This window comes from Legionella pneumophila subsp. pascullei (assembly GCF_900637585.1).
GTDB lineage: Bacteria > Pseudomonadota > Gammaproteobacteria > Legionellales > Legionellaceae > Legionella > Legionella pascullei.
Window position 1 is genome coordinate 3,230,115 of sequence record NZ_LR134380.1, and the last position, 23,997, is coordinate 3,254,111.

Sequence of the window (23,997 nt, forward strand, 5' to 3'; positions counted from 1 at the left end):
GTATTAAATTAAATGGTTAGTCTACTATACTATGAATTAAAAGAAGTAATTTTTGCTTTTATACAGGAAAGAGTAAAAAAAGACTCACATTATATCCTTCTCAGGGTTAAGTAAAAGGGGATGGCGCATGAATACACAAGATTTTTTAGCGGGTTATACCAAACGATTTGTTGATAACAAAGAAGAAGACATGAGTTTGGACGAGTATCTGGAGTTGTGCAAAACGGACCCGACAGCATATGCCAACCCAGCAGAACGTTTGCTTATGGCGATAGGCGAACCTGAATTGATAGACACTCGGCATGATCCGGTTCTATCACGAATTTTCTCAAATAAAATAATCCATCATTATGAAGTCTTTGAAGATTTTTATGGAATGGAAGAACCCATTGAGCAAATCGTTGGCTTTTTGAAGCATGCTGCTCAAGGTTTAGAAGAGACAAAACAGGTTTTATACCTTTTAGGGCCTGTTGGTGGCGGTAAATCTTCCATCGCAGAAAAATTGAAAGACTTAATGGAAAGAGTTCCTTTTTATGCAATAAAAGGTTCCCCTGTCTTTGAATCTCCGCTGTCATTATTTAATCCCCAGGAGGATGGAGAATTACTTAGAGAACGTTTTGGTATCCCAACGCGCTACCTACGCTATTTAATGTCCCCTTGGGCCGTCAAACGATTACAGGAATACAATGGCGACATCAGCAAATTTCGGGTTATTAAAGTCAAACCTTCTCGACTCAAGCAAATTGCCATCGCAAAAACAGAACCTGGCGATGAAAATAATCAAGACATTTCTTCTCTGGTCGGTAAAGTTGATATACGTAAATTGGAAGAATTTTCTCAAGACGATCCCGATGCCTACAGTTACTCCGGGGGCTTATGTCGAGCCAACCGTGGGCTTTTGGAATTCGTGGAAATGTTTAAAGCGCCGATCAAAGTTCTACACCCTTTACTGACTGCCACCCAAGAAGGAAATTACAATGCAACAGAAGGACTGTCAGCTATTCCTTTTGAGGGAATTATACTAGCCCACTCCAATGAATCAGAATGGCAATCCTTTAGAAACAATAAAAATAACGAGGCATTTATAGACCGAATCAACATAGTCAAAGTACCTTATTGCCTGCGTGTTTCTGAAGAAATCAAAATCTACCAAAAATTAATCCATAACAGCTCTCTAGCCAATGCCCCTTGCGCACCTGGTACCCTGGATATGCTAGCCCAATTTTCTGTATTAACCCGTTTAAAAGAACCACAAAACTCCAGTATTTACTCCAAAATGCGTGTATATAATGGAGAAAGTTTGAAAGATACCGATCCCAAGGCAAAATCCTATCAGGAGTATAGAGATTTTGCAGGGGTTGATGAAGGTATGAGCGGAATATCCACTCGGTTTGCCTTTAAAATTCTTTCAAAAGTATTCAATTTCGATCACACGGAAGTGGCGGCAAACCCGGTTCATTTAATGTATGTGCTGGAACGCCAAATCGAGCAGGAACAATTTCCTCAAGAACTGCATGAAACTTATCTGAACTTCATTAAAGAATATTTGGCGACCAAATACGTCGATTTTATAGGCAAGGAAATTCAAACCGCTTACCTGGAATCGTATTCTGAATATGGACAAAACATATTCGACCGCTACATTACCTATGCTGATTTCTGGATTCAAGATCAGGATTATCGCGACCCGGATACTGGCGAGATATTTGACCGAGCCTTATTAAATCTGGAACTGGAGAAAATCGAAAAACCGGCAGGGATCTCCAATCCTAAAGACTTCCGTAATGAAGTAGTCAATTTTGTACTGCGCGCTCGAGCAAATAACCGAGGCAAAAACCCTGTATGGAATAGCTATGAAAAACTAAAATCAGTCATTGAGAAAAAAATGTTTACCAATACTGAAGATTTGTTACCCGTTATTTCTTTCAATGCCAAAGCATCTGAAGAAGATAAGAAAAAACATGAAGAGTTTATCTCTCGAATGGTAGAGAAAGGCTACACACGAAAGCAAGTTCGCTTACTTTGTGAATGGTACTTGAGAGTCAGGAAGTCACAATAATAGGTAGCATAATTCATAACGTGACAGGTTATGAAATACAGTCAGAGTTATAAGTAACTATCTGAAACTATAAAATGGAACCCAAAATCAGATACTGCTTATAACCTGGCTAACAAAAACTTACCCTGCAGAAGGTGTGGAGCTAACAATTATGTCGCAATTAATTGATAGACGACAAAATGCTGGAAAAAAAAGCACGGTTAATCGCCAACGTTTTTTACGCCGCTATAAAAGCCAGATTAAAAAAGCTGTTTCTGAGGCTGTCGGAAAACGGAGTATCACTGAAATTGACCAAGGTGAACAAATCACTATACCAGCCAAAGACATTTATGAACCTCAATTTCACAGAGGCCATGGTGGCCATATTGAACGCGTACTTCCTGGAAATGATAATTTCATCGCCGGAGACAGGATAAAAAGGCCCGGCGGCGGTGGCGCTGGAGGAGCAGGAGGTAATGCCAGCGATAGCGGTGAAGGCGAAGATAATTTTGTTTTTGAATTATCTCGTGAAGAGTTTTTGGAGCTCTATTTTGAAGATCTGGAATTACCCGATTTGGTAAAAAAAGAATTAGCAAGAATTAGCACTTATAAAACAGTAAGAGCTGGCGTAACCACTAGTGGAATACCTAATAATATTAATGTCCTTCGCTCAATGAAACAGGCAACAGGACGTCGTGTCGCTTTAGCCTCCCCCTATAAAAAGCGCTTAAAAGAGGCTGAAGAAGAACTTGAACGCCTGAAGCAATTAGCCAATCCGGACAAACTAGACATTTTGAAGCTTGAAAGAGACATTGAATTTTTCAAAAAAAAGATACAAACCGTACCATTTATAGACACAATCGACCTGCGTTATAATCACCGTGTGCGAGTGCCATCACCCTCCACTCAAGCTGTGATGTTTTGTGTGATGGACGTATCAGGCTCCATGGATGAAGCTAAAAAAGATATTGCGAAACGCTTTTTCATCTTACTCTACATGTTTCTTACCAAAAATTACGAAAAAATTGAATTGGTTTTTATCCGCCATCACACCTCAGCCAAAGAAGTTAACGAAGAGGAATTCTTTTATTCACGCGAAACGGGCGGCACCGTTGTTTCGAGTGCCCTGGAGTTATTAAATACCATCATTGAGGCACGCTATCCTCCTCAAGCCTGGAATATTTATGTTGCCCAAGCATCCGATGGCGATAACTGGAATGCGGACTCTCCTTACTGTCAGGAGTTGCTACAGGAAAAAATTATGCCTTTATTGCAATATTTTGCTTATATTGAAATTATGCCCCGTCATCATCAAAGTTTGTGGGAAGTATATCAACAAGTAAAAGAACGTTATCCTAATTTTGCTATGGAAAATATTGATAATGTCGCTGACATTTATCCTGTATTTCGCGAATTATTTAAAAGGAAAACGGTATGAGAAAAAAGCCTCTATCAACTGGTGCAGAATGGACTTTCGAGTTAATACAGGCCTATGATCGCGAAATCGCACGCATCGCCAAAAGCTTTAATTTGGATACCTATCCAAACCAGATTGAGATCATTACCGCCGAACAAATGATGGATGCTTACTCTTCAGTAGGCATGCCCATCGGTTATCACCATTGGTCTTTTGGCAAACATTTTGTCAGTGTTGAGAAAAGTTATAAAAGAGGGCAAATGGGTTTGGCGTATGAACTAGTAATTAATTCCAACCCATGTATATCTTATTTAATGGAAGAAAATACCATGGCTATGCAAGCCTTGGTTATCGCTCACGCCTGCTATGGTCACAATTCTTTTTTTAAGAACAATTACTTATTTAAAATGTGGACTTCCGCGGATGCTATTATTGACTATCTGGTATTCGCCAAGAAGTACATCAGCGATTGTGAAGAGCGTTACGGCATAGATGCTGTGGAATCAGTGCTTGATGCTTGTCATGCCCTTATGAATTACGGTGTTGATCGTTACAAGCATCCTGCACCCTTATCTATCCAGGAAGAAAAAATTCGGCAGCAAAACCGTGAAATCTACATGCAATCACAAGTTAATGAATTATGGAGAACGATACCTTTCAGTAAGCAAATCGATAAAAACGGGCAAAAAAAACGCTTTCCAGAAGAACCTCAGGAGAATATTCTCTATTTTATAGAAAAAAATGCCCCTCTATTAGAGCCCTGGCAAAGAGAAATAGTGCGTATAGTAAGAAAATTGGCCCAATATTTTTATCCTCAGGGACAAACTAAAGTGATGAATGAGGGATGGGCCTGCTTTTGGCATTATACTATTTTGCATGCCTTGTATGATGAAGGTTTAGTGACCGATGAATTTATGCTGGAAATACTACAAAGTCACACCAATGTCATCATGCAACCAGCATACAATAGTCCTTATTACAATGGTATTAATCCATATACCCTTGGCTACCACATGATGCAAGACATCAAACGAATTTGTGAAAACCCCACAGAGGAAGACAAAAAGTGGTTTCCATATCTCGCGAACACAGATTGGCTCACAAGCCTTGATACAGCCATGCGCAACTACAAAGATGAAAGCTTTATCGCTCAATATCTGTCACCAAAACTTATACGAGATTTAAAACTGTTCCATATTGTTGATGATGATCGCAACTCCGAATTATACATCAATGCCATTCACGACGAATGGGGATATCAGCAAATCAGAGAAGCATTATCCAGACAATATAATCTGGGTTATCTGGAACCTGATATTCAAGTCTATTCTGTTGATTTGCAAGGAGACCGCTCTTTGACTTTAAGGTACTCCCAACAAAACAGGGTACCACTTGGAAGTTCAACTAATGAGGTATTAAAGCACTTACATTATTTATGGCAATTTCCGGTCATATTACAGGCAGTGGATGGAGAAAATAAAATCACTGAGGAATTTAGTTGCCCACCTATTACAGATAATAAAACAGGCAATAAAGAAATATGATTTTAGGCTATTTATGATGTCCTGAATCTGTAAATTAAACCAGACTTCAAGACATCATTCAAAGCCACCAACTGATTATTTTAACGGTCGAAGTTACAATAAATGCGCATGGTCCGTTGTTAATTGCACGGTATGGTTAAAATTATAATCATCGCTAAGGATATGATGATTATATATGTCTTGATAAAAATCAGTCGTTTCAGAAAATCGGCCGTTCCTTGGGTTGTCCAAAGCCTCTTTAGCTTTCTCAACAATTTGTGCGTAAGCAACTTTAGGCTCTAACTTACCATTTTCAACTTTTTCAATCAAATCAAGAATATCATTGACTCGGTGAGGAAGACGCTTGTCTCCATGCATAACCCCTCCTTTAAACAAAAGATAATTTCCTACTTTCCATTCAGTAGTCAAGATATGTGTTTTTATTTCATGTAATCTTGTCATCAAATCATCGTTCGCAGAAAACTCCGGGATAGTTACATCTGCTGCCAGATTCCTATGAAACGCGTCTTTAATTTCATCTCTTTCTCTGGTTAATTCAATTGGTCTTACTCCCTGGATAAATTGCTCGGGAGTAACTTCAGGGAATTGCTGCTGATAATAAAAAATCGGTATAATTTTAAACCCTTTATTTAAAAATGCTTGATAATCATTATCTCTGTGATTTTCAGTAAAATATTTTGCAGCCGCATTTTTTATAACAGCCCAAATTTGCTTCACTTGTTCCGGGATTAAATAATCGCCTAATGTTTTATTCCCATTTTTTATTTCTTTATCATAAAAAGTAATAAAATTCTGTTGATCAATTTTGGTAATGTAGCCAAGAAGCAATTGACCTATAAGACGATTGCCAGTACGAATTGGATCATTTGACTCTATTGAAAGTTCCAACACCATGAAATCATTAATAATTTTCAAAATTTCTTCATGAGAAGCCTTGGCAATTATGTTATTAACCAATTGTTGCTTTTCATCACGACTCATCTTTGAGGTATCGCTATATTCCTCTCTTGTTAATCCAATATTTAATAAATACAAATGGGGCACATCAGAGTTTTTTAAAGAATCAATTATTTTAGTCATGATAAATAATAAATCAAATTAGCCAGTAATAATTATAGCTGTTAATCATTAAGACAAAATTAAGAGCGAGTAAATATAAGAAATTCTTTTATTCACTAGTGAGCAAACATTGTTTTAATTAGTAAAAAGAGGAGATATAAGTCATTCAAAACAGAATTACTTCCCTGAATAAACTATCCAGGGAAGTGTAAGAGAATTATTCTGAGGCCAGCTCAATAGCGAATGCTACAGCCAGTTTGGAGAAGTTGGTCATATGTTCCAAATTCAATAAATCCATTTTATCAGAAGAAGTATGGATGTATGGATTGTGATCAGCAAAACTGGTTTCGCATGGGAAAGCAGCAGGAATGTCTTCTTCATTCCAGGAAGCATGATCACTGCAGCCATAACCACATCGTGAATAATCTACCGGTACGCGAATATAATGATCAATTAATTTGGCCAGATAATTACTTAAATTCTTATCTGTGTAATCAGTAAATACCCACATCGTTGGATCATTGGCATCATTTCGATAGCCTGTCATGTCAAATTGCACCACAGCCTTCACTGGAATTGATTGTTCCTGAAAGTGTTGAACGACGTGTTGTGAGCCAACCAAACCTCTTTCTTCAGCGGCATACCAAATAAAATAGATGGGGCGCTTAAATGTCGCTTTAGATGACAAGATAACCCGTGCTGCTTCCATAATACTTGATGAGCCACTACCATCATCACCAGCGCCAGGCATACGACCATCAAGAGTATCCATATGAGCACCAATGACAATAGCGGGAGCCTGGATGTCTTTGCCAATCACGGTAACCAGGGAAGGTTGTTTGTACCACCCGGTTTTTACAAAAAAGGTCGAAGTATCAGTTCGGCCATACTCAACAGCCATCTGTTCAAATTTGGATTTTAACCAATTAGCCGTTTCAACACCTGTATCCTTAGTTGCAGAGCGATTATAATAGGAAGTCAGATGAGTCAAAGTTTGCCATATGTTGTCAGAGGCTACTTCTTTTAATGCTGCATTGACTTCTTCTTCATGCTTGATTTCATAAACGTCTTTATGTAGTTTGAATACACCAAACGGTTTAATGAGCTTTTTTTGCAGTAACTTTTGAGCAGATTGCTGTTGGTTTGCCGCTAATGTCCCTGTTAATTTGTGACTCACATTCACAAAATGACCACAATTTACTTTATCAGCCAGAATAGTCAGAGTCTCTACATCAGATGATGAGACATCAATAATTTTAAACTCTTTGTTCTCGGCCAAGACCTTATGAGGTATGGTTATTTTTGCAGCAAGGCATTGTGGAACTTGCAATTGCTCATGAACAGGCGACGTCGTTGCAAAACATGAATTACTGGCGAGTATTAATCCTGATGTGATACAGGTCATCCATTGGTTAAAACGCATATCCTCTCCTAAGTTATTTAAATCGTTTTTGATACTACCTGATGAAACGAATATTGCAAACAAACTTTATTGTTGAATTGAAACAAAGACAAAAAATACCTTTTTTGATATTAATGCTATTGATAATCATTTTCATTTGGTATAAAGTTCTGCATTACGCATCAATGAGCAAATATACTACAATGAATATAAAAAATATACCTATCAAGCCCCAAAAAATCCCTTATTACTTGTTTCTTCTTTTACTGACGACAGGAGCAAGCCTGATACTTGGCTTTTTAAGCTTTGGAGGCATGTATGCTCTTTTGCCCGCACTGCCTTTAGCTTTCGCCGGTTTTGTATTATCAGTAGCTTATGAGGGCGAAATCTATTTACAAAACATAAAAGGCGCTCTTAATAAACTGTTTAAATTTAACTATCTTAAGAATTACCTGGCGAAAGAGTATTTGCTCACTCATTTTCCAAACACTGACGAAGAAAATTGCCCGCAATTTTTCAAAGATTATAAAAGACAGTTAGAATTATTGGGTGAATTTGGTCATAAAGAACTCAATCAAGAAAGTAAAAAAAGAAAGCGCCAAATTGAAAAAACACTCTCGGACATGGAAAAGTGGTTTGCCCTGCAATTATTTTCAGATAAAAACAATCAATCCCCAAACCCATCCAAATACACGAAGGAACTCATTGACTGGCTTGCTTTAAATAAGCAAGACGAATGGATAAAACGATGGGAAAAGCGTCATTTTCAATTTCATATTGTCAAAGGCTTTAGTGTGGTTGCTGGCCTTTTCATGGGGCTGGGAAGCACCTATCTTATTGTTGAAGCCTTTACAGTAATTCCGTTTTTTGCTGCCATTCCATTTGCATTGTGGCCCATTATAATCCTTCCAATGGCTATCGTTGCGGGCGCTGCTTATGGAATGCTAACCTATAATGCTGTCACCGATATGATCAACAATAATACGGTTGTCAAATGGTATAACAAAATTCGCGATGATTTAAGTCAAGGTTTAACTGTACGCAATGTGTTTATAGCAACTACTGCCGTTTTTCTTGTTGGACTGGCACTAGCCCTAACCGTTTGTACTGCTGGAACATGGTGGACGATTGCTACAAACGCCCGCCCTTTATTTGACTGGATGAAAAAAATGCCCAGTTTTATTATGGGGGTTATCAATCCCATTATAACTGGTGCTTCGGCTATCGTCTTTAACATACAAAACACCGCTGAATCACTGGATATGGTCGATGAAGCAACTCGTAGTAATAAGAGCATATTCCAAAAAATTTACGAAACAATAACCAATGGATATCAACACTTACGTGAAACCGAAAATTGGTTACAAATAGTTAACCCCTTTCGCATTCTTTTAAAATTAACCATCACCCCACTGCGTATCCTTCTGTTTATGGGGCATTTGATCAGCGTTGCAGTCACATCGGATCGTATGCCGGGAGTACCGCAGATTCTTTCCGCACTCGTTGCCATTATTAGCGAAGGCTTTGAAGATGCACACTATTTTATTGGGCACAGTCATGAAGAGGAACATGGTGAAGAACAAGAACACCATCACCAATTTGAAAAACTCCTGAAGGATCGCCTGGATCCTGAGTCCGATCATGATCATAATATGGATATTCCTACCTGGTTATTAAAAACTGTTGCTTCACCCATATATGGCCTGGCAGCACTCTGGGATTTTTCTGCCAGTAAACTCAATCCTTCTGACAAAAAACCTCACACGTTAAATCTTAGAGAAGCATGGAATAAACAATGGGGGGTAGCCAAAGAATTCGATGTTAAATTAAATACTAATGCCGAACGCCCATCACAGGAATGGCAAGTTGAGCATGCTGTTGCTCGAATAGAGAAATTTCAAAGAAAGCATCTTAAAGACATCGTTATAGGTCGCGAATTAGCCGATAAAAAGATCGTCGCGCTCAATCAATTAAAAGAAAAAATACGCCATCCTGCAAAAGGCGAAACATTGCGTGAAACGCTGGAACACGCTAAAAAGCAATCAGACTACAATCAACACAGACTATTTAGCCAAAAAGGGGAAAAAACCCGTACACAAATTTTCATTGAAGAACTTCCTGAGCGGATCAATCTCTCTCAAGGCAAATGAGAGTGACTACCAATTAGCGCTAAAAACTAAACAGTAAGAGGGTATTAATGCGTATAATTCATGGTCTACGGATAAATTAATTCAATTAAAGTAAGAAAAATAAGGGTTATATGGGTAAATCCAATAACCTTTAACTTTTCCTAACCAAAAGATAACACTCGAGCACACCGAAAGGGCAATCGCAAGAAGATTTTTTTCACTAGTGCTGAAAACTTTACTTAAAGCTCCATGAGCGAAGTTCTCCTTCCTCATCATGTGCTACAGAAATTGGAGGTAGAGGTTCAAGTTTGACTGGGTTTAGGCCTATTGCGCTTGACAGTTTATCAATTGCTTCTATTCTGTGTTCTATTTCACCTTTAACGGATGTTGGTTGTACTAAAATTTTTAGTAAATCATGTAACTGTTGCGCATTCTGTTCAGATATTCCCAACTCCTCTTTTAATGTAGACGGAGTTTGCTTCTCTAAAAAAGCAATCAGCTGATCAATGTTCGCGTTATCGTTATTGAATTCAGCTTTAAAACGAGCACTCACTTGCTCTTTAAATCTCAAATCAAGTTGTTGGGCCTTAGATAAGTCATTTTGGTGTAATTGAGCTCTCCTATTCTGATGCAATTGTTCATGATTAAGGATAGATATATTCTGTAGTTGAGCAATTAAAGCCATGCTTCTTTGTTGCAATGGAAATATTTCAGCACGCTCTTTTTGCTTATCAATTAACGCGCCTCTCAATTGTTCAATATCGGATTTCTGCTTTACTGCCGCCTCTGAGCCATCTAATGTTTTCTCAAGATTATTTAGTATATCAAGACAATTTTTTACCTGTTTTTCATGCGTATGGAACTCTGAGGCCCCTTTTATTTGCTCTAAATTATTTCTAGCAATATCTATTACAGTCTGAATTAAGTTTTGGTTAATTAATTGGAGGCGATCTTTTAATGCATTTAAATCAGACACATCGATAGGCTTTATTGCATGACCATACTTGATTTTTTCAGCCTCAAGAGTCTGAATACTCTCTGAACAAAAATTGAGATTTAAAATTATATTCCCCAAGTCAGACAAATCTTCGATATTTTCTTTTTCTATGATAGCGATCTGTTTTGTTGTTTCAGCCAAAAGTGAGTTATAGCGTATTTTTATTTTTTCAGGGTCAGTAATCATTGGTGTTATAACTGCATTGCGAAGTGGTTGCAGATTTTCTTTAAGCTCACGGCTAATACTTTTCAATTGTAATGCATTGATTGACTCCAACCTTGTCTCTGATGGTAATTTATCAAGTGCATCTACTGCCTTTGAAATGTCCTGACTGTCGAGTGATCTTTTACATTGTTCTAAGGCTGGTAAAATTTCATTTTGAAGTACTATTTTCTTTTGTAGATTCTTTCTCAGCTGATCTATCTCTGGTTTAATCGTCAAAATTGATTCATCTCTAAATTTTCCCCATTCCTTATCGCTTGGAAATTTCGCTAGAGCAGTTTGCATTTTAGTTAAATTATTTTCCTCAATTGCCGTCCGACATTCTTTGATTATCGGTAATACTGTTGACTCATAAAAGGCTTTAAGCTCAGGAGAGATTTTACCATCATGAACTGACCTTAAAAATTGAGATGCTTGTTCCCAATATCCCCTGACAGGCAATCTAATTTGCCGTTCCAGTGATGATATAGCTTGATCATAGGGATCGCGTAAAAATGATTCTGCAATTTGCATTTCAACATCATCTATCACTGTATCTAACTTAGATATTTGCATCTCTAAATAAGGTTCAAGGGCATAACCACTCTCATGTTGTGGGATAAAATCAGGGCTTTTTACGGCGACAAATGTAATGATATGTCGCTCATTCCCAGCCGAAGTTTTATCATCTTTAGCTACATTTATTGGAATTAGGCCTACGTCTTCTGGCAAATAAATGGAGAATTCCGTTTCAGAGCCCTCTTCATGTCTTCCAACCTGCTTGGCCTCCAGAAAACCATCCGGATCGAGTATCTCAAATATGGTATTTGAATCAAAAACTATTCTTGGAACTTCAATATTTATGGATGTACTTAAGCATGTACTGGCAAACATTTGACTAGAGTCATTTAATTTTATCTGATTAAATATTTCTGCAGAAGGATTAGTAAAAAGATATCCCGTAGTATTAGCAATAATAGTTTCAGATTGATGGATTAATTTATTTTTAAACTCATCCGGCAAATCTAATCCTCGAAATAAAGTCTTCGGAGGAGTAACGTGAGATGTGTCACTCAAGGATTTGCTTGTAAGTGGTGTCATTAAGGTACTAATGAGCACCTCTTTAAATGTCGATCCTTTATCTCTATTTTGAGCAATTGCATTAACCCGACTATAGTACCAGGAATCATTTTGCATCAAAAATATTAAATCTTGTTTTATATCTCCAGCACCAGTGCGCCTTAACTTTGCCCATTCTTCACCAATATTTCTCGGTATTGGGTTTTCTCCGGTTGCGTGAAACTTGGTGTTTCGTTCATGTTGCATGAATGTATCAATATTGTGAATATCAGTATCATTTAATAAGGAGCCTACAATAGCCATATCACATTTCAATAATAAATCTCGGAAAAATTGTTCCTCAAGTTTTTTTCCATTTAAGAGCACATGATCCTCATGGACAAAATCTGGATTTGCTATAATTTGCTGGATGATGCGTGCCGCTGCTATTTCATCAACATTAGGCTCTCTTCTGCGTTTACCCGCAGCTGACTGAAGAGCATTTTTTATAGGTTCGATTTTTGCTTTATGATTTGCTGTCTTTAACTGTCCTAAACAAAAATCAACGCTTGTTTCACATAGCCCTTTTTCTCTGGAATTCAGTCTCTGCATGTATTGATACTCATTGAGACCTGCCATTCCTCCTGCAAGTTTTTCTCCTCTAGAAGGAAACCTATGTTGTACCTCATCAAGTTTCAAATATTCATCCACCCGCATGAAGCGTTCATTTTCTTGCAGTTTGTAATCCTGAGGGAAAAATTTTAATTTACCTTGCATCTCACCTTCTTGCGATGGCTCTCTTATTGGATTACCATCTCCACCAATGACATAGCGCCCTAACCCAGGAAAAACAAGATGTGGTTCATTATTAGTGGAGTCAAAACCAAAAACGACTTCATAGGTAGCTTGAAAGAATTGTCTTTGTTTGGCAAAAAAAGCCTCAGCCCCTTTTGAACCTATCCAAGGTTGGAGTTCACTGAAAAAATGCTCTATATTGGATTCCGGGGGTTGTATTTCTCTCATTGAATCGATCATATGGCATTGATTAATAAGCATATGTGCTGGACTTGCTGTTTCGTTATGATCTTTATCCTCAATAATATCCGCATAAAAATTTACTTCAGCTTGATCCTTGAAAACATCTGGAATTAATGTTGATTTATTTACTTCAATGTAATTCAAAAATGCTTTTCGACTTAATTCATGATACTTTTTAAGGCTTTCTGGATCAGATCCTTGGCCTTCTCTTCCGGTAACAAAAAAAACCTGGGCAACCATGATCTTTTTGAGCTCGTCTGGAGTAACATCAGCTAGACTTCGCCCATCTGCAAAAGTTTGTAACGTCTCACCTCTTAATTTAGCTTTTTGCGCTTCCTCCACGATTGTTTCAGAATAAGTCATTGTGCGCAAAACATGGGACAGGCCGTGAGTTTGTCTGTATACTGTTATTCCCCCAATATTTGCTGGTGTTGATTCTTGGTTTACCTCCTTGTAAGGTACCCCTAAGTAATGATCATAAGCATATTTTGCAGCATTTCTAATTGTTGAATCTGTATACAATGAAAAACCATCTAGAGGCATAATGAATTATCTTTATAGATTACAGAGATTGAAATTGCATCAAAATAAATTTTTGCGACCTATAATAAAGAAGTATAGATTAATATCTGAATCTACAATTCAAATGCAGGGCAAATTTAAGACAATAAATTGAAAACAAATATAGTTTATAGAACTAAAGCTTTTTTTTGAAACGTCGGTAAGTTTGCAGAAATCTTAACCTATGCTTACCTGTAGCGCAGTTTCATATTTTTCTCAATAAACAAGCTAATTAATACAGGCGCATCCCACTCATCATAGAGCACTTACTTATTTTTTCATATTAAGCATATCGACTTGCAGTTTAAACAAGCAAGATTCTAATTTCACGTTTAAATTTAGGGGGGACTAATCGACATGCTAGATTTTTTAATCACTATCCTTACCAAAGATAAATATAATTTACTCTTAGCTCAACAAGTTTTTCAGTCCTTCCAGATGCGATTTGGCCAGTTTTTTTGATTGCTCTTCACAACGCTCACCGCCTTTACCAAACCACTCCAAACTCTCTTGAGGCAATTCATCCAAAAATCGGCTTGGAACACAATCTTGCAGTTCTCCAGCACGGCGTCTTTGCTTGGCTAAAGTAAAGCATAACCCCTTCTGCGCACGCGTGATCCCTACATAAGCCAATCTTCTTTCTTCTTCAATTTGGTCATCATCAATGCTCACTCGATGAGGTAATAACTCTTCTTCCATCCCTACCAAATAAACAAAAGGAAATTCCAAACCTTTTGAGGCATGCAATGTCATTAATTGGACTACATCACTTGAAGATTCATCGGATTGTTCCAATATATCGATTAATATTAATTTATTCACCACATCAATGAGGGATTGTTCAGGCTCCTTATTCAACAAGCGATTAACCCATTCTAAAAGCTCCCATACATTGTCCATTTTTTTTTGTGCCTTGGCGGGAGAATCACATTGTTCATAAATATAAGCTTCATACCCAATATCTTCCACCATTTGCCTTAAATGCTCCAGAACGGAACCCGAAATGATGCGTTTTTTAATGTCTTCCATCCAAAATTTGAAATCATGGAAAATAATTCTCTGTTTCTCTGCAACAAACTCAGACAAGGCCAAATGATCTGACCCGTGGTATAAACTTATTCCTCTGGATTGAGCATAGCGCCCCAGAGCATCTAGACTGGTTTCTCCTATACCACGTTTAGGAGTAGTAATCGCTCGCAAAAAAGCGGCATCATCTGCTTCATTACAAAGCAATTTAAGATAGGCAAAAATATCTCTGACTTCTAACTTGGCAAACCAGGACTGGCCTCCGCTAATATGATAAGGAATACCGTGATGTCTTAATACCTTTTCAAATATTCTCGCCTGATGATTTCCTCTATATAAGACAGCGTAATCGTTATAACTTGTCCGGTTACGTAATTTATGACTTATTAAATCCGCGATCACATGTTCCGCTTCATCCTGCTCATCCTTACAGCTGACAACCCTTAATAACTCCCCATGCCCCAAATCACTCCATAATCTTTTTTCAAATAAATGTTGATTATTAGCAATCAGATGATTGGCAGCATGTAAAATCCGGCTGGTTGACCTGTAATTTTGCTCTAATTTAATAATCTTTAACTGAGGAAAGTCTTTTTGTAACTGTGCTAAATTCTCTGGTTTGGCGCCACGCCAGGCATAAATCGATTGATCATCATCACCTACCACCGTAAAGTGGGCACGAACCCCAGCCAATTTTTTTACCAGAAGATACTGGCTAGTGTTTGAATCCTGATACTCATCTACCAACAAATGGCGAATTTTATTCTGCCAATATTCCAACACATCAGCATGATCATTCAATAGACCAACAGGTAACCGAATCAGATCATCAAAGTCCACCGCATTATATGCCTTTAATGCTTCTTGATAACGTGGATAAATTGTTAAAGCCTCGTCACATAAAAGAGTTTCCGGAGGATTTTGAAGTATTAATTCAGGATTCAATAAATTATTTTTCCAAAGAGAAATTTGTTGTTGAATTTTGAGGGTAAAGTCTCTATCGGTTGCTTTATTAATGGGTAAAAAACCCCGCAAAATTTGTAAACAATCTTCACTGTCAAAAATAGAAAATCCCGGTTTCAAATCGCATCGAGCAACATCACGCTTGATAATGCTTAAGCCTAATGTATGAAATGTGGCAACTTTTAATCCCCGCCTGCTTGCAGCAGGTAAAAAGGCAGAAACTCTTGCGCGCATTTCATTCGCTGCTTTATTCGTGAAAGTAACGGCACAAATGGAGTTGGCATTATAACCACATGAATTAATTAAATAACCAATTTTTTGTGTAATAACTCTTGTTTTACCGCTTCCAGCCCCAGCCAGAACCAACAAAGGCCCATCAATATATTTTACCGCAGCCATTTGTTGGCTATTCAACATACTTTATTCCCGTTCAAAAAAAAGGCATTATCACCCAGCCTTTCTTTTTCACGCAAGAATTAATTGATAGAACGCTCTACATCAAACTCGTCTTCATTGTCACACAAAATATACTCTGGTTCTTTTTCTATTTCTTTAATTTCTTCTATACCAAACAGTAATTTGTCTATTGTTTTAAACAAGGGGAAAAGTAAACTGTTATTTTTCATAATAACTCCTTACAATTTTAAAAAGGGGGTTTTTTAAGGATAGTCGATGAAATCAATTTCTCCAGGAAAATTGAAAAATAATTAAGATACTCTGGCTATAGAAACCTTTGCTCCCCCTGTAAGATTTTGTTCAAAATAACTGAATTCAGAAAAGGCCTGAGATGAACATTTTATGATAGAATAGGCAAATTTGTGTTATAGGTTTGAAATGAAAGAAGCAGACACCTTACAGCGTTTTATTTTTGAACATGCGAATATCCGTGGCGAAATTGTTCATATTGAAAAAACATTTCAAAATATCATGAACCAACGTAATTACCCACCCATGGTAAAAAATCTTTTAGGTGAAGCGTTAGTTTCTTGTTTACTCTTGGCAAGCAGTATTAAATTTGAAGGAAATTTAAGTCTACAATTTCAAGGTGACGAAAGATTATCCCTATTACTTGTTCAATGCGATCACAATTTAAATATAAGAGGCTTTGCAAAATGTGCAGAGGGTCTTGAAATTGCTGATTATGCGACCGCGTTTCTTCAAGGTCGAATGGTCATCACTATAAGTCAGGACAACCAAACTCAAGCCTATCAAAGCCTGATACCTATTCAATCCACTTCCATGAGCGAAAATCTGATGACATATTTTGCCCAATCAGAACAAATTGCTACTCGCGTGTGGTTAGCTGTCAATGAAGAGATGGCGGCAGGTATGCTATTACAACTCATGCCAGGTCAAGATACAATCCAAAGAGAGCAATTTTGGGAATATGCCGTTCAGCTGGGACAAACAGTTACCGAAGATGAATTGCTGACCATAGACAATCAAACACTACTCTATCGTCTTTATCATGAAACGGAATTAAGGATATTCGAAAGCCGTACTACTCGTTTCCAATGCCGTTGTAATCAGGAAAAAATGAAACAAGTCATTGCTATCCTGGGAGCAGAAGAAGCGGAAGAATTAATTAAAGAAAAAGGGCAAATAGAAATCACTTGTGATTTTTGCAATCAAAAATACACTTTTGATTCAATCGACGTTACTCTGCTATTTCGCAAATAAAATGAACCTGTGTTTACTGCATAGTCAAATCAGGATTTGCCAGGACTCCACAGTTTGACTGGCTAAACTGGATATACTCTCCTCTCATGGCTTGCAGTACTTGCTGCAAAGTAATAAATTGCTCGCTTAATTGAAAATACAAATTGGCTGTCTGATTCTCTTCAAGCTCTCCAACAGTCAAGTAAGCCGCTTGCCCCATGTCAGAAAAATAACTCAAACTCACATGGCGTTTTTTAGCAATGCCTGGAAATAAACCACAAAATAATAAGCTTTTATCCCCCACATCCCTTAATAATTCGACTTGTAACTGGCGAGGTTTTCGCATGGATTCAAGAAAATCAAGAGCAACAACAGATTCGATAAGTTTTGTACCTTGAGAAAAGCGCATCAGCAAAAAAACCAAATAACTTTCCGTGTTTTCATTCAATATCAGCCTGGTAGCTGCTTGCGCTTCATTAACTAGGGCATGCCATTGGCTAATATCGGTGGGATGTAATATTAGTTGTTTCATAAATATCCCCCATATTTACTTCTTACTATTAGTCTAGCAAACAAATACCAATTATTTTCTATGACTAATATAATAATTCGTAATGCATTTTTACGATTAAATCAAGGTTTTCTTATCTTGGGACCAGGGCAAAATCATACCAACTTAAGTTGATTATGAGCCGTGATACCCTATAAATTTGAGCATATTTTGTCATTCCCGCGCACAGGCGGGAATCTATCCTGCAAGATACGAAAGAGTTTGCTACAGAAATGGATTCCTTCTTGCGCGGGAATGACTCAAATTTTGCTTTATATAATCAAAGTATGATTTTACCCTGCTCTTGAGGCAGATAAATCATGAGAAAACCAACACTCAATTCAAGAAATTGTAATTTTATTCTCACTGAAAGTAATTGAGTGCCAAGCCTTCATGAAATTCGTTTCATTTCAAATGAAGGCCTTTAACATGTCCTTCTTGCAAAGGACACTAAATATTAAGCTTCTTCCATTCTGACCAGGTGCCTGAATATCCCATCAGGGATTGACGAGCAAATTCATAAAAATGAATCAAAAATTGCAGTCTTTGCTCATAATAAGGAGTTAATTCAGGGATTTCACGATTGGTCACCATCAAATTATAAAAAGGTGGAATGGAAGCTTGTCGCGCGATAATTTCCTCAAAACTAACCTTGTCTGCATTCTTTAACATATCAAACATGGCGAAAACGGTTGTCGTGCGGCCTTTTCCTCCCCGGCAATGAACATGATACCAGGTGTCTTCCGGATTATTTTTTATCAGTGCGACAAGCGCATCCACTTCAGAATCTAAAGGAGCACGGTGATCGGATATAAAAATGCGATAATAATCGAATCCTTTTTTATATACATAATATTCTTCATTTTTTACAGTGCTCACTACCATTGATTTGCCGTGAGAATATTGTTTGGCGACATACTGCGGCACCGTTAAAACACCGTTAACAATTTTTCTGGATCTTAAGCCAGCCAACCAGTTTTCCTGGTCGAAAGTACTCTGGGTATTGGATTTGGCCAAATTTATCCAGTTATAGGCGCTAACCAAGGTAATTGCTCTGCCATTGAGATAACCATGGCTCTCCTGGCGAAGATCGAGCACTATGACTTTTTTTGTTTCAGCCCCCATTTTTCTGGAAATGGACTCGGCAATAGCCTCCCAACCCTTTTCGCTTGGTTGCTCGCTTCCTGACAAATGAAATTTATTAATCCCTGTGATATTGCCACCGTAAACATCCGCAATTGATGCAACCTCTCTATATCTAATGACGGGTGAAAATTGGGTTTTACTATCCTGGACAATACATGGATTTTCAATAGTTGAATCACAAACACTGGAGGATGCCAATTTAGAGGCATAACTTTGAGTTGATAATAATATCAGCATTACCACTTTAAATCCTTTAAAGCTCATAATAAATCCTTTTTAAATCCCTAAAGATGAACCGCAGCATTCTATGTAAAAGATTTTTATTATTCAAGCCGCTTTACCATTTCAGTAATAAAATCATAATCCTTAATACTTTACTGCCAAATCATTCTATACTTAATTGAACTGCTTAAATCAAACCATGTCCGTTGGGGATAAACCATGAAATATCGCAAATTGGGTAAGATTGGTCCTGATGTTTCAGCATTGGGCTTTGGCTGCATGGGATTATCAGAGTTTTATGGCAAACCCGCTCGCCTTGATGATGCAGTCAAAATTATTCGTAATGCGCATAACCAATACCAGGTTAATTTCTTTGATACAGCTGATATTTATGGAAAAGGTAAAAATGAAGAATTAGTTGGTAAAGCGATAAAACCCTTTCGTAACCAGATTATACTTGCAACGAAATGCGGAGTAGTAAGGACAGGCTCTAATGATGAAATGAGTGTCAATAATTCATCTGCTTATATCAGAACAGCCTGTGAGAAAAGCCTAAAACGCTTAAATACTGATCACATTGATCTCTACTATTTGCATCGTTATGACCATCAAACACCAATTGAAGAAGTGATGGGGATAATGCATGACCTTATTGATGAAGGCAAAATTGGTTACATTGGTTTATCTGAAACTGATGCTGATACCATTCGAGCAGCTTATACAGCAGTCAAGGACAAACTGGTTGCTGTTCAAACCGAATACTCCCTTCGAATTCGGGCTCCGGCGACAGCCGTTTTGGGGACCTGCCGCGAATTAGGCATTTGTTTTGTTGCCTATTGCCCCATAGCACGTGGTTTCCTAAGTGGTCAGATTAAGAAATCTAATCTTTTAGGGAAGAATGGCTTTGATTTCAGAGTTAATGTTCCGCAATTCCAAGCCGAAAATTTTGATCAAAATCTCGGTTTAGTTAATGAACTTGAGCTCATTGGAAAAAGAATAGGTTACACACCAGCACAATTATCATTAGCCTGGCTATTAGCACAAGGAGAAGACATTATTCCCATTCCTGGAACCTCAAATCCACAGCATTTAGCAGAAAACATGCAAGCGATTGATATCCTTCTAACCTCTGAGCAAATGGAGGATTTGGAAAATGCCTACAAAAATAATCCCGTTGCCGGGAACCGATTATCCCAGGAGCTGATGGCAGCCTTTCATTTAAGAGAATAATCTCTGTGTGAATAGCATAGGAGAATGATGTTATCCTCACTATAAATCGGGAAGTTCTCCAATGCTCTAAAAACAAGGCTTACAAAATTGAGAAAAAATTTCTTTACATAGACTATTATTCTACTATGGGAAAATGACATCTGGTCAACATGAGAACGCCTATTTATCTTGTGACACAATTTCAACAACTGATGGATTTAATGCAAAACCAATATCAAGTGTCTTGTCTTGAACTGATGCAGCGCTCAGGTAAAGCAGCCTGCGACTTTTTGATGCATCGGTGGCCAAAAGTTAAAAAGGTCAGTATTTTTTGTGGCCGTGGCGATAATGGAGGACAAGGCTATGTTTTGGCTCAGCAGGCAAAAAAAATGGGAATAAGCCCGACAATATGGCAAGTAGGACACCAGCTGAGTAAGTCAAAGCCACCTCAAATGCATAAAGAGGTATGGCACGAAATGAATTCATGCCATCATCAAGGAATTGTTCTACACCCTTATTCGCCTGAAATTGATTTAGGCAATCCTGAATTAATTGTCGATGCCCTTTTTGGTGTGGGGTTGCATGGTCACGTTCGCCCGGAGATAGCCTGTCTTCTCCAGCGCCTCCAACAATTCACTGTACCCATCCTGGCCATTGAAGTGCCTACAGGCATCAATGCCAGCACAGGTGAAATAGCAGGCAATGCCTTGGCTGCGACAGCGACTATTACCTTCTTGTGTATGAAATTAGGATTATTTGTAAATGATGGAAGAATTTATAGCGGAGAAGTAGCATTCGATGATTTACTCGCGCCTGAGGCAATTTATCAACAAGTCAAAGGTGTAGAGGAGCCAAATCTGCTTGATAATTCTACTGGCTTCTCCAAAAAAATTTGGTATCGCAATAAAACTCAAAAGGGCTGGCAGTACAGCATCAACTAACGAGTGGATATTCTTTAATGAGCGATTAGTGTATAATGTTGAATCTATGAACAATTGCCAGTTATTACCTTAACTTATTAAATCTCGCTATTCCCCAACTAAAGGTTTTTTATGATTGAAAAAATTCGCAATATTGCCATTATTGCTCACGTTGACCATGGCAAAACTACTCTTGTTGACAAGCTCTTGCAACAAACTGGAACGCTGAATGAGAGAGCTCCAAAAATTGAACGCGTGATGGACTCCAACGCACTTGAAAAAGAGCGTGGCATTACCATTTTAGCCAAAAACACTTGTGTTTATTGGAAAGGTTATCAAATCAATATTGTAGATACCCCAGGGCATGCGGATTTTGGCGGCGAAGTGGAACGTATTCTATCTATGGTTGACAGCGTTTTATTACTGGTCGATGCGGTTGACGGCCCCATGCCACAAACTCGCTTCGTGACCCAGAAAGCATTTGCTCGTGGCTTAAACCCCATTGTCGTTATTAATAAAATTGACCGTCCAGGAGCAAGACCTGATTGGGTGATGGATCAAGTGTTTGACTTGTTTGATAACTTGGGCGCCAATGACACCCAACTAGACTTCCCTGTAGTTTATACCTCCGCTTTAAATGGCTATGCCAAACTTAATTTGGAAGACCATACGACAGACATGTCTGCTTTACTGCAAACGATCATAGATAAAGTCTCACCACCTTGCGTCGATGCCAATGGTCCGTTTCAAATGCAAATCAGTTCTCTCGATTATTCTTCTTATGTTGGCACCATAGGTATTGGTCGAATTACACGAGGGCAAATTAAGGCAAAATCCGCGGTAAAAATTATTGATAAAGACGGCAATATGCGCAGCGGACGACTACTCCAGTTACTAGGATTTAAAGGCCTTGAACGTGTTGAAGTAGAAGAGGCCAGTGCCGGTGATATTATCGCGATAACTGGAATTGAGAACCTGAATATATCCGACACGATTTGCGACCCCAATCAGGTGGAGGCATTACCTGCGCTTTTGGTAGATGAACCCACAATCAGTATGACCTTTCAGGTTAATGACTCGCCACTGGCCGGCCAAGAGGGGAAATATGTCACATCAAGAAAAATTCGTGAACGCTTAAATACAGAATTACTGCATAATGTGGCGCTTCGTGTAGAAGACAGCGATGACCCTGACAAATTCAGAGTTTCAGGACGTGGAGAATTACACTTGTCGATTCTCATTGAAACAATGCGACGTGAAGGCTATGAATTGGCGATAAGCAAACCGGAAGTGATTATTCGCGAAGTCAATGGTGAACAACAGGAACCTTATGAACACCTGACAGTTGATGTTGAGGAAAACCATCAAGGTACCATTATGGAAAAATTAGGCGAACGCCGAGGGGAAATGCAAAATATGGTTCCTGATGGCAAAGGCAGAGTACGTTTGGATTACATCATACCTACCCGGGGATTAATCGGTTTTCACAATGAATTTTTATCCTGCACTTCAGGTACCGGATTAATGTATCATGTCTTTGACCACTATGGCCCGTTGATTAAAGGGCGCATCGGAAAGCGTATCAATGGCGTCATGATAGCTAATTGCCCTGGAACTGCCCGGGCTTTTGCCTTGTTCAACTTGCAAGAACGTGGAAGACTATTTTTAGAACCTCAATCGGTCTGCTATGAAGGAATGATTGTAGGTATTCATGCCAGAGATAACGACCTGGTTGTTAATGTCACCAAAGAAAAGCAATTAACCAACATCAGGGCTTCAGGTTCGGATGAAAATATCATCCTGACCCCTCCAGTCAAATTATCTCTTGAGCAAGCGCTGGAATTTATCGATGATGATGAGTTAGTTGAGGTCACCCCGTTATCTATCCGTTTACGTAAAAAATTTCTCAAGGAACACGATAGAAAAAAAGCTTCTCGTACTGCCACAAATGAAGAATAATAAATATTATGAAACAAAAATTTAAACGAGCCATCTTGTATGCCCGCCAACACAGAGCCAATCAGGAAGTGAATGAAAGTTTGCATCGACTGGTTGACTTTTTAAGCACACAGGACATAGAAATTTTTCAGGACACAGACACTGCGGCCAGTTTTGAATTAGAGGCTCCTGTTTTGCCTAGAGAAAAGATGGGGGCAAAACAGGACTTGATTATTGTAGTCGGAGGCGATGGCAGTTTGCTTTCTGCCTCACGGATGGCTATAAAAGTTAACACCCCAGTCATTGGTATTAACAGAGGGAGGTTAGGTTTTTTAACGGATATTTTACCCCAGGACATTGAATCCCATTTAGGCCCTGTGCTTAATGGACAATATAATGAAGAAGAACGCTTCTTATTGCATACTAAAATATATGACAAAGAAAACAGTTATTTTGAAGGTGATGCCCTCAATGATGTCGTATTAGGCAGAGGCAGTGAAACGCATTTGATAGAATTTGATGTTTACATTAATCAACAGCTGGTTAGCCATTACCGTTCGGATGGCATGATTTTATCCACTCCAACTGGCTCAACAGCCTATGCCTTGTCTGCTGGAGGGCCGATAATGCATCCTCAACTCAATGCTATCGTCCTGGTACCCATGTTTTCACACAGCCTAAGTTCCCGACCACTCGTTATCGATGGGGAAGCAGAAATTGAATTGTATATCAGCAAATCGAATGAAACCGATTTGCGTATCAGTTGTGATGGACACGAATCCCGTATAGTTAAACCGGGACAAAAAGTAGCAGTCAAAAAAAATGGTAGTCGATTGCGTTTGTTACACCCTCTTGATTATCATTATTATGATACATTACGAAGCAAGCTTGGTTGGGAATCAAAGCATCAGGGATAAAA

The 23,997-nt window shown here is 38.3% G+C and carries 16 protein-coding genes; 9 read left to right on the forward strand and 7 right to left on the reverse strand.

All coding sequences use genetic code 11. The annotated features are described in order from the left end of the window. The first annotated feature begins 127 nt into the window (after window positions 1–127). The 3 genes from EL201_RS14560 (at window position 128) to EL201_RS14570 (ending at window position 4,999) form a co-directional block, all read left to right on the forward strand. Window positions 128–2,059 carry a PrkA family serine protein kinase gene (locus EL201_RS14560; protein ID WP_027222937.1) on the forward strand — a complete coding sequence of 644 codons (1,932 nt, stop codon included), beginning with the start codon at window positions 128–130 and terminating at the stop codon, window positions 2,057–2,059. Between the two features lie 151 nt (window positions 2,060–2,210). Further along, complete coding sequence (locus tag EL201_RS14565) at window positions 2,211–3,476, forward strand: YeaH/YhbH family protein (RefSeq protein ID WP_027222938.1); 1,266 nt, start codon at window positions 2,211–2,213, stop codon at window positions 3,474–3,476. Continuing rightward, window positions 3,473–4,999, forward strand: coding sequence for a SpoVR family protein (locus tag EL201_RS14570; protein WP_027222939.1), 1,527 nt, complete (start codon window positions 3,473–3,475; stop codon window positions 4,997–4,999). The genes EL201_RS14565 and EL201_RS14570 overlap by 4 nt, the downstream gene beginning before the upstream one ends. Before the next feature lie 93 nt (window positions 5,000–5,092). Here EL201_RS14570 and EL201_RS14575 read toward each other — a convergent pair whose 3' ends face one another. Together EL201_RS14575 and lapA are read right to left on the reverse strand one after the other, a co-directional pair. Continuing rightward, the gene (locus EL201_RS14575) at window positions 5,093–6,079 is read right to left on the reverse strand and encodes a hypothetical protein (protein WP_027222940.1); all 987 of its coding nucleotides are present in this window, start codon (window positions 6,077–6,079) and stop codon (window positions 5,093–5,095) included. Between the two features lie 196 nt (window positions 6,080–6,275). Next, window positions 6,276–7,481, reverse strand: coding sequence for an aminopeptidase LapA (gene lapA, locus EL201_RS14580; protein WP_027222941.1), 1,206 nt, complete (start codon window positions 7,479–7,481; stop codon window positions 6,276–6,278). 182 nt (window positions 7,482–7,663) lie between these two features. Between lapA and iroT the strand changes: the two genes are divergently transcribed. Beyond that, window positions 7,664–9,610: a T4SS effector ferrous iron transporter IroT/MavN gene (gene iroT / locus EL201_RS14585; protein ID WP_027222942.1), complete on the forward strand. Its 1,947-nt coding sequence runs from the start codon at window positions 7,664–7,666 to the stop codon at window positions 9,608–9,610. A gap of 214 nt (window positions 9,611–9,824) precedes the next feature. Here the strand turns inward: iroT and EL201_RS14590 are convergent, their stop codons facing one another. From EL201_RS14590 to EL201_RS15725, 3 genes are all read right to left on the reverse strand, one after another. Next, the gene (locus EL201_RS14590; RefSeq protein WP_050598302.1) at window positions 9,825–13,427 is read right to left on the reverse strand and encodes a SidE phosphodiesterase domain-containing protein; all 3,603 of its coding nucleotides are present in this window, start codon (window positions 13,425–13,427) and stop codon (window positions 9,825–9,827) included. A gap of 426 nt (window positions 13,428–13,853) precedes the next feature. Then, on the reverse strand, window positions 13,854–15,851 hold the full coding sequence (locus EL201_RS14595) for a UvrD-helicase domain-containing protein (RefSeq protein ID WP_027222943.1): 1,998 nt from the start codon (window positions 15,849–15,851) through the stop codon (window positions 13,854–13,856). 59 nt (window positions 15,852–15,910) lie between these two features. Next, complete coding sequence (locus EL201_RS15725) at window positions 15,911–16,060, reverse strand: hypothetical protein (RefSeq protein WP_162839344.1); 150 nt, start codon at window positions 16,058–16,060, stop codon at window positions 15,911–15,913. A gap of 208 nt (window positions 16,061–16,268) precedes the next feature. Here EL201_RS15725 and hslO point away from each other — a divergent pair, with 208 nt between their 5' ends. After that, window positions 16,269–17,114: an Hsp33 family molecular chaperone HslO gene (gene hslO, locus EL201_RS14600; RefSeq protein WP_027222944.1), complete on the forward strand. Its 846-nt coding sequence runs from the start codon at window positions 16,269–16,271 to the stop codon at window positions 17,112–17,114. 13 nt (window positions 17,115–17,127) lie between these two features. On the opposite strand, the gene EL201_RS14605 is transcribed toward hslO, so the two are convergent. After that, window positions 17,128–17,625, reverse strand: coding sequence for a hypothetical protein (locus tag EL201_RS14605; RefSeq protein WP_027222945.1), 498 nt, complete (start codon window positions 17,623–17,625; stop codon window positions 17,128–17,130). 468 nt (window positions 17,626–18,093) lie between these two features. Continuing rightward, window positions 18,094–19,053 carry a phosphatase domain-containing protein gene (locus EL201_RS14610; protein ID WP_027222946.1) on the reverse strand — a complete coding sequence of 320 codons (960 nt, stop codon included), beginning with the start codon at window positions 19,051–19,053 and terminating at the stop codon, window positions 18,094–18,096. A 177-nt stretch (window positions 19,054–19,230) separates the two neighbouring features. On the opposite strand from EL201_RS14610, the gene EL201_RS14615 reads away from it, so the two are divergent. The 4 genes from EL201_RS14615 (at window position 19,231) to EL201_RS14630 (ending at window position 23,995) form a co-directional block, all read left to right on the forward strand. Further along, entirely contained in the window at window positions 19,231–20,241 is a 1,011-nt protein-coding gene (locus tag EL201_RS14615) for an aldo/keto reductase (RefSeq protein WP_027222947.1), read from the forward strand. A 149-nt stretch (window positions 20,242–20,390) separates the two neighbouring features. Beyond that, window positions 20,391–21,161, forward strand: a complete 771-nt coding sequence (locus tag EL201_RS14620) for an NAD(P)H-hydrate epimerase (RefSeq protein ID WP_231955087.1) — start codon at window positions 20,391–20,393, stop codon at window positions 21,159–21,161. Window positions 21,162–21,272: 111 nt separating this feature from the next. After that, window positions 21,273–23,099 carry a translational GTPase TypA gene (gene typA / locus EL201_RS14625; protein WP_027222948.1) on the forward strand — a complete coding sequence of 609 codons (1,827 nt, stop codon included), beginning with the start codon at window positions 21,273–21,275 and terminating at the stop codon, window positions 23,097–23,099. Between the two features lie 8 nt (window positions 23,100–23,107). Further along, window positions 23,108–23,995, forward strand: coding sequence for an NAD(+) kinase (locus tag EL201_RS14630; protein ID WP_027222949.1), 888 nt, complete (start codon window positions 23,108–23,110; stop codon window positions 23,993–23,995). The last annotated feature ends 2 nt before the right edge of the window (window positions 23,996–23,997 follow it).

Excerpts from the sequence above, each read along its gene's own strand:
- EL201_RS14590 (WP_050598302.1), bottom strand. The coding sequence starts at position 13,427 with ATGCCTCTAGATGGTTTTTCATTGTATACAGATTCAACAATTAGAAAT.
- EL201_RS14615 (WP_027222947.1), top strand. The coding sequence starts at position 19,231 with ATGAAATATCGCAAATTGGGTAAGATTGGTCCTGATGTTTCAGCATTG.
- EL201_RS14595 (WP_027222943.1), bottom strand. The coding sequence starts at position 15,851 with ATGTTGAATAGCCAACAAATGGCTGCGGTAAAATATATTGATGGGCCT.
- EL201_RS14570 (WP_027222939.1), top strand. The coding sequence starts at position 3,473 with ATGAGAAAAAAGCCTCTATCAACTGGTGCAGAATGGACTTTCGAGTTA.
- EL201_RS14565 (WP_027222938.1), top strand. The coding sequence starts at position 2,211 with ATGTCGCAATTAATTGATAGACGACAAAATGCTGGAAAAAAAAGCACG.
- EL201_RS14610 (WP_027222946.1), bottom strand. The coding sequence starts at position 19,053 with ATGAGCTTTAAAGGATTTAAAGTGGTAATGCTGATATTATTATCAACT.
- typA (WP_027222948.1), top strand. The coding sequence starts at position 21,273 with ATGATTGAAAAAATTCGCAATATTGCCATTATTGCTCACGTTGACCAT.
- EL201_RS14630 (WP_027222949.1), top strand. The coding sequence starts at position 23,108 with ATGAAACAAAAATTTAAACGAGCCATCTTGTATGCCCGCCAACACAGA.
- EL201_RS14605 (WP_027222945.1), bottom strand. The coding sequence starts at position 17,625 with ATGAAACAACTAATATTACATCCCACCGATATTAGCCAATGGCATGCC.
- iroT (WP_027222942.1), top strand. The coding sequence starts at position 7,664 with ATGAATATAAAAAATATACCTATCAAGCCCCAAAAAATCCCTTATTAC.
- lapA (WP_027222941.1), bottom strand. The coding sequence starts at position 7,481 with ATGCGTTTTAACCAATGGATGACCTGTATCACATCAGGATTAATACTC.
- EL201_RS15725 (WP_162839344.1), bottom strand. The coding sequence starts at position 16,060 with ATGAAAAATAACAGTTTACTTTTCCCCTTGTTTAAAACAATAGACAAA.
- EL201_RS14575 (WP_027222940.1), bottom strand. The coding sequence starts at position 6,079 with ATGACTAAAATAATTGATTCTTTAAAAAACTCTGATGTGCCCCATTTG.
- EL201_RS14560 (WP_027222937.1), top strand. The coding sequence starts at position 128 with ATGAATACACAAGATTTTTTAGCGGGTTATACCAAACGATTTGTTGAT.
- EL201_RS14620 (WP_231955087.1), top strand. The coding sequence starts at position 20,391 with ATGAGAACGCCTATTTATCTTGTGACACAATTTCAACAACTGATGGAT.
- hslO (WP_027222944.1), top strand. The coding sequence starts at position 16,269 with ATGAAAGAAGCAGACACCTTACAGCGTTTTATTTTTGAACATGCGAAT.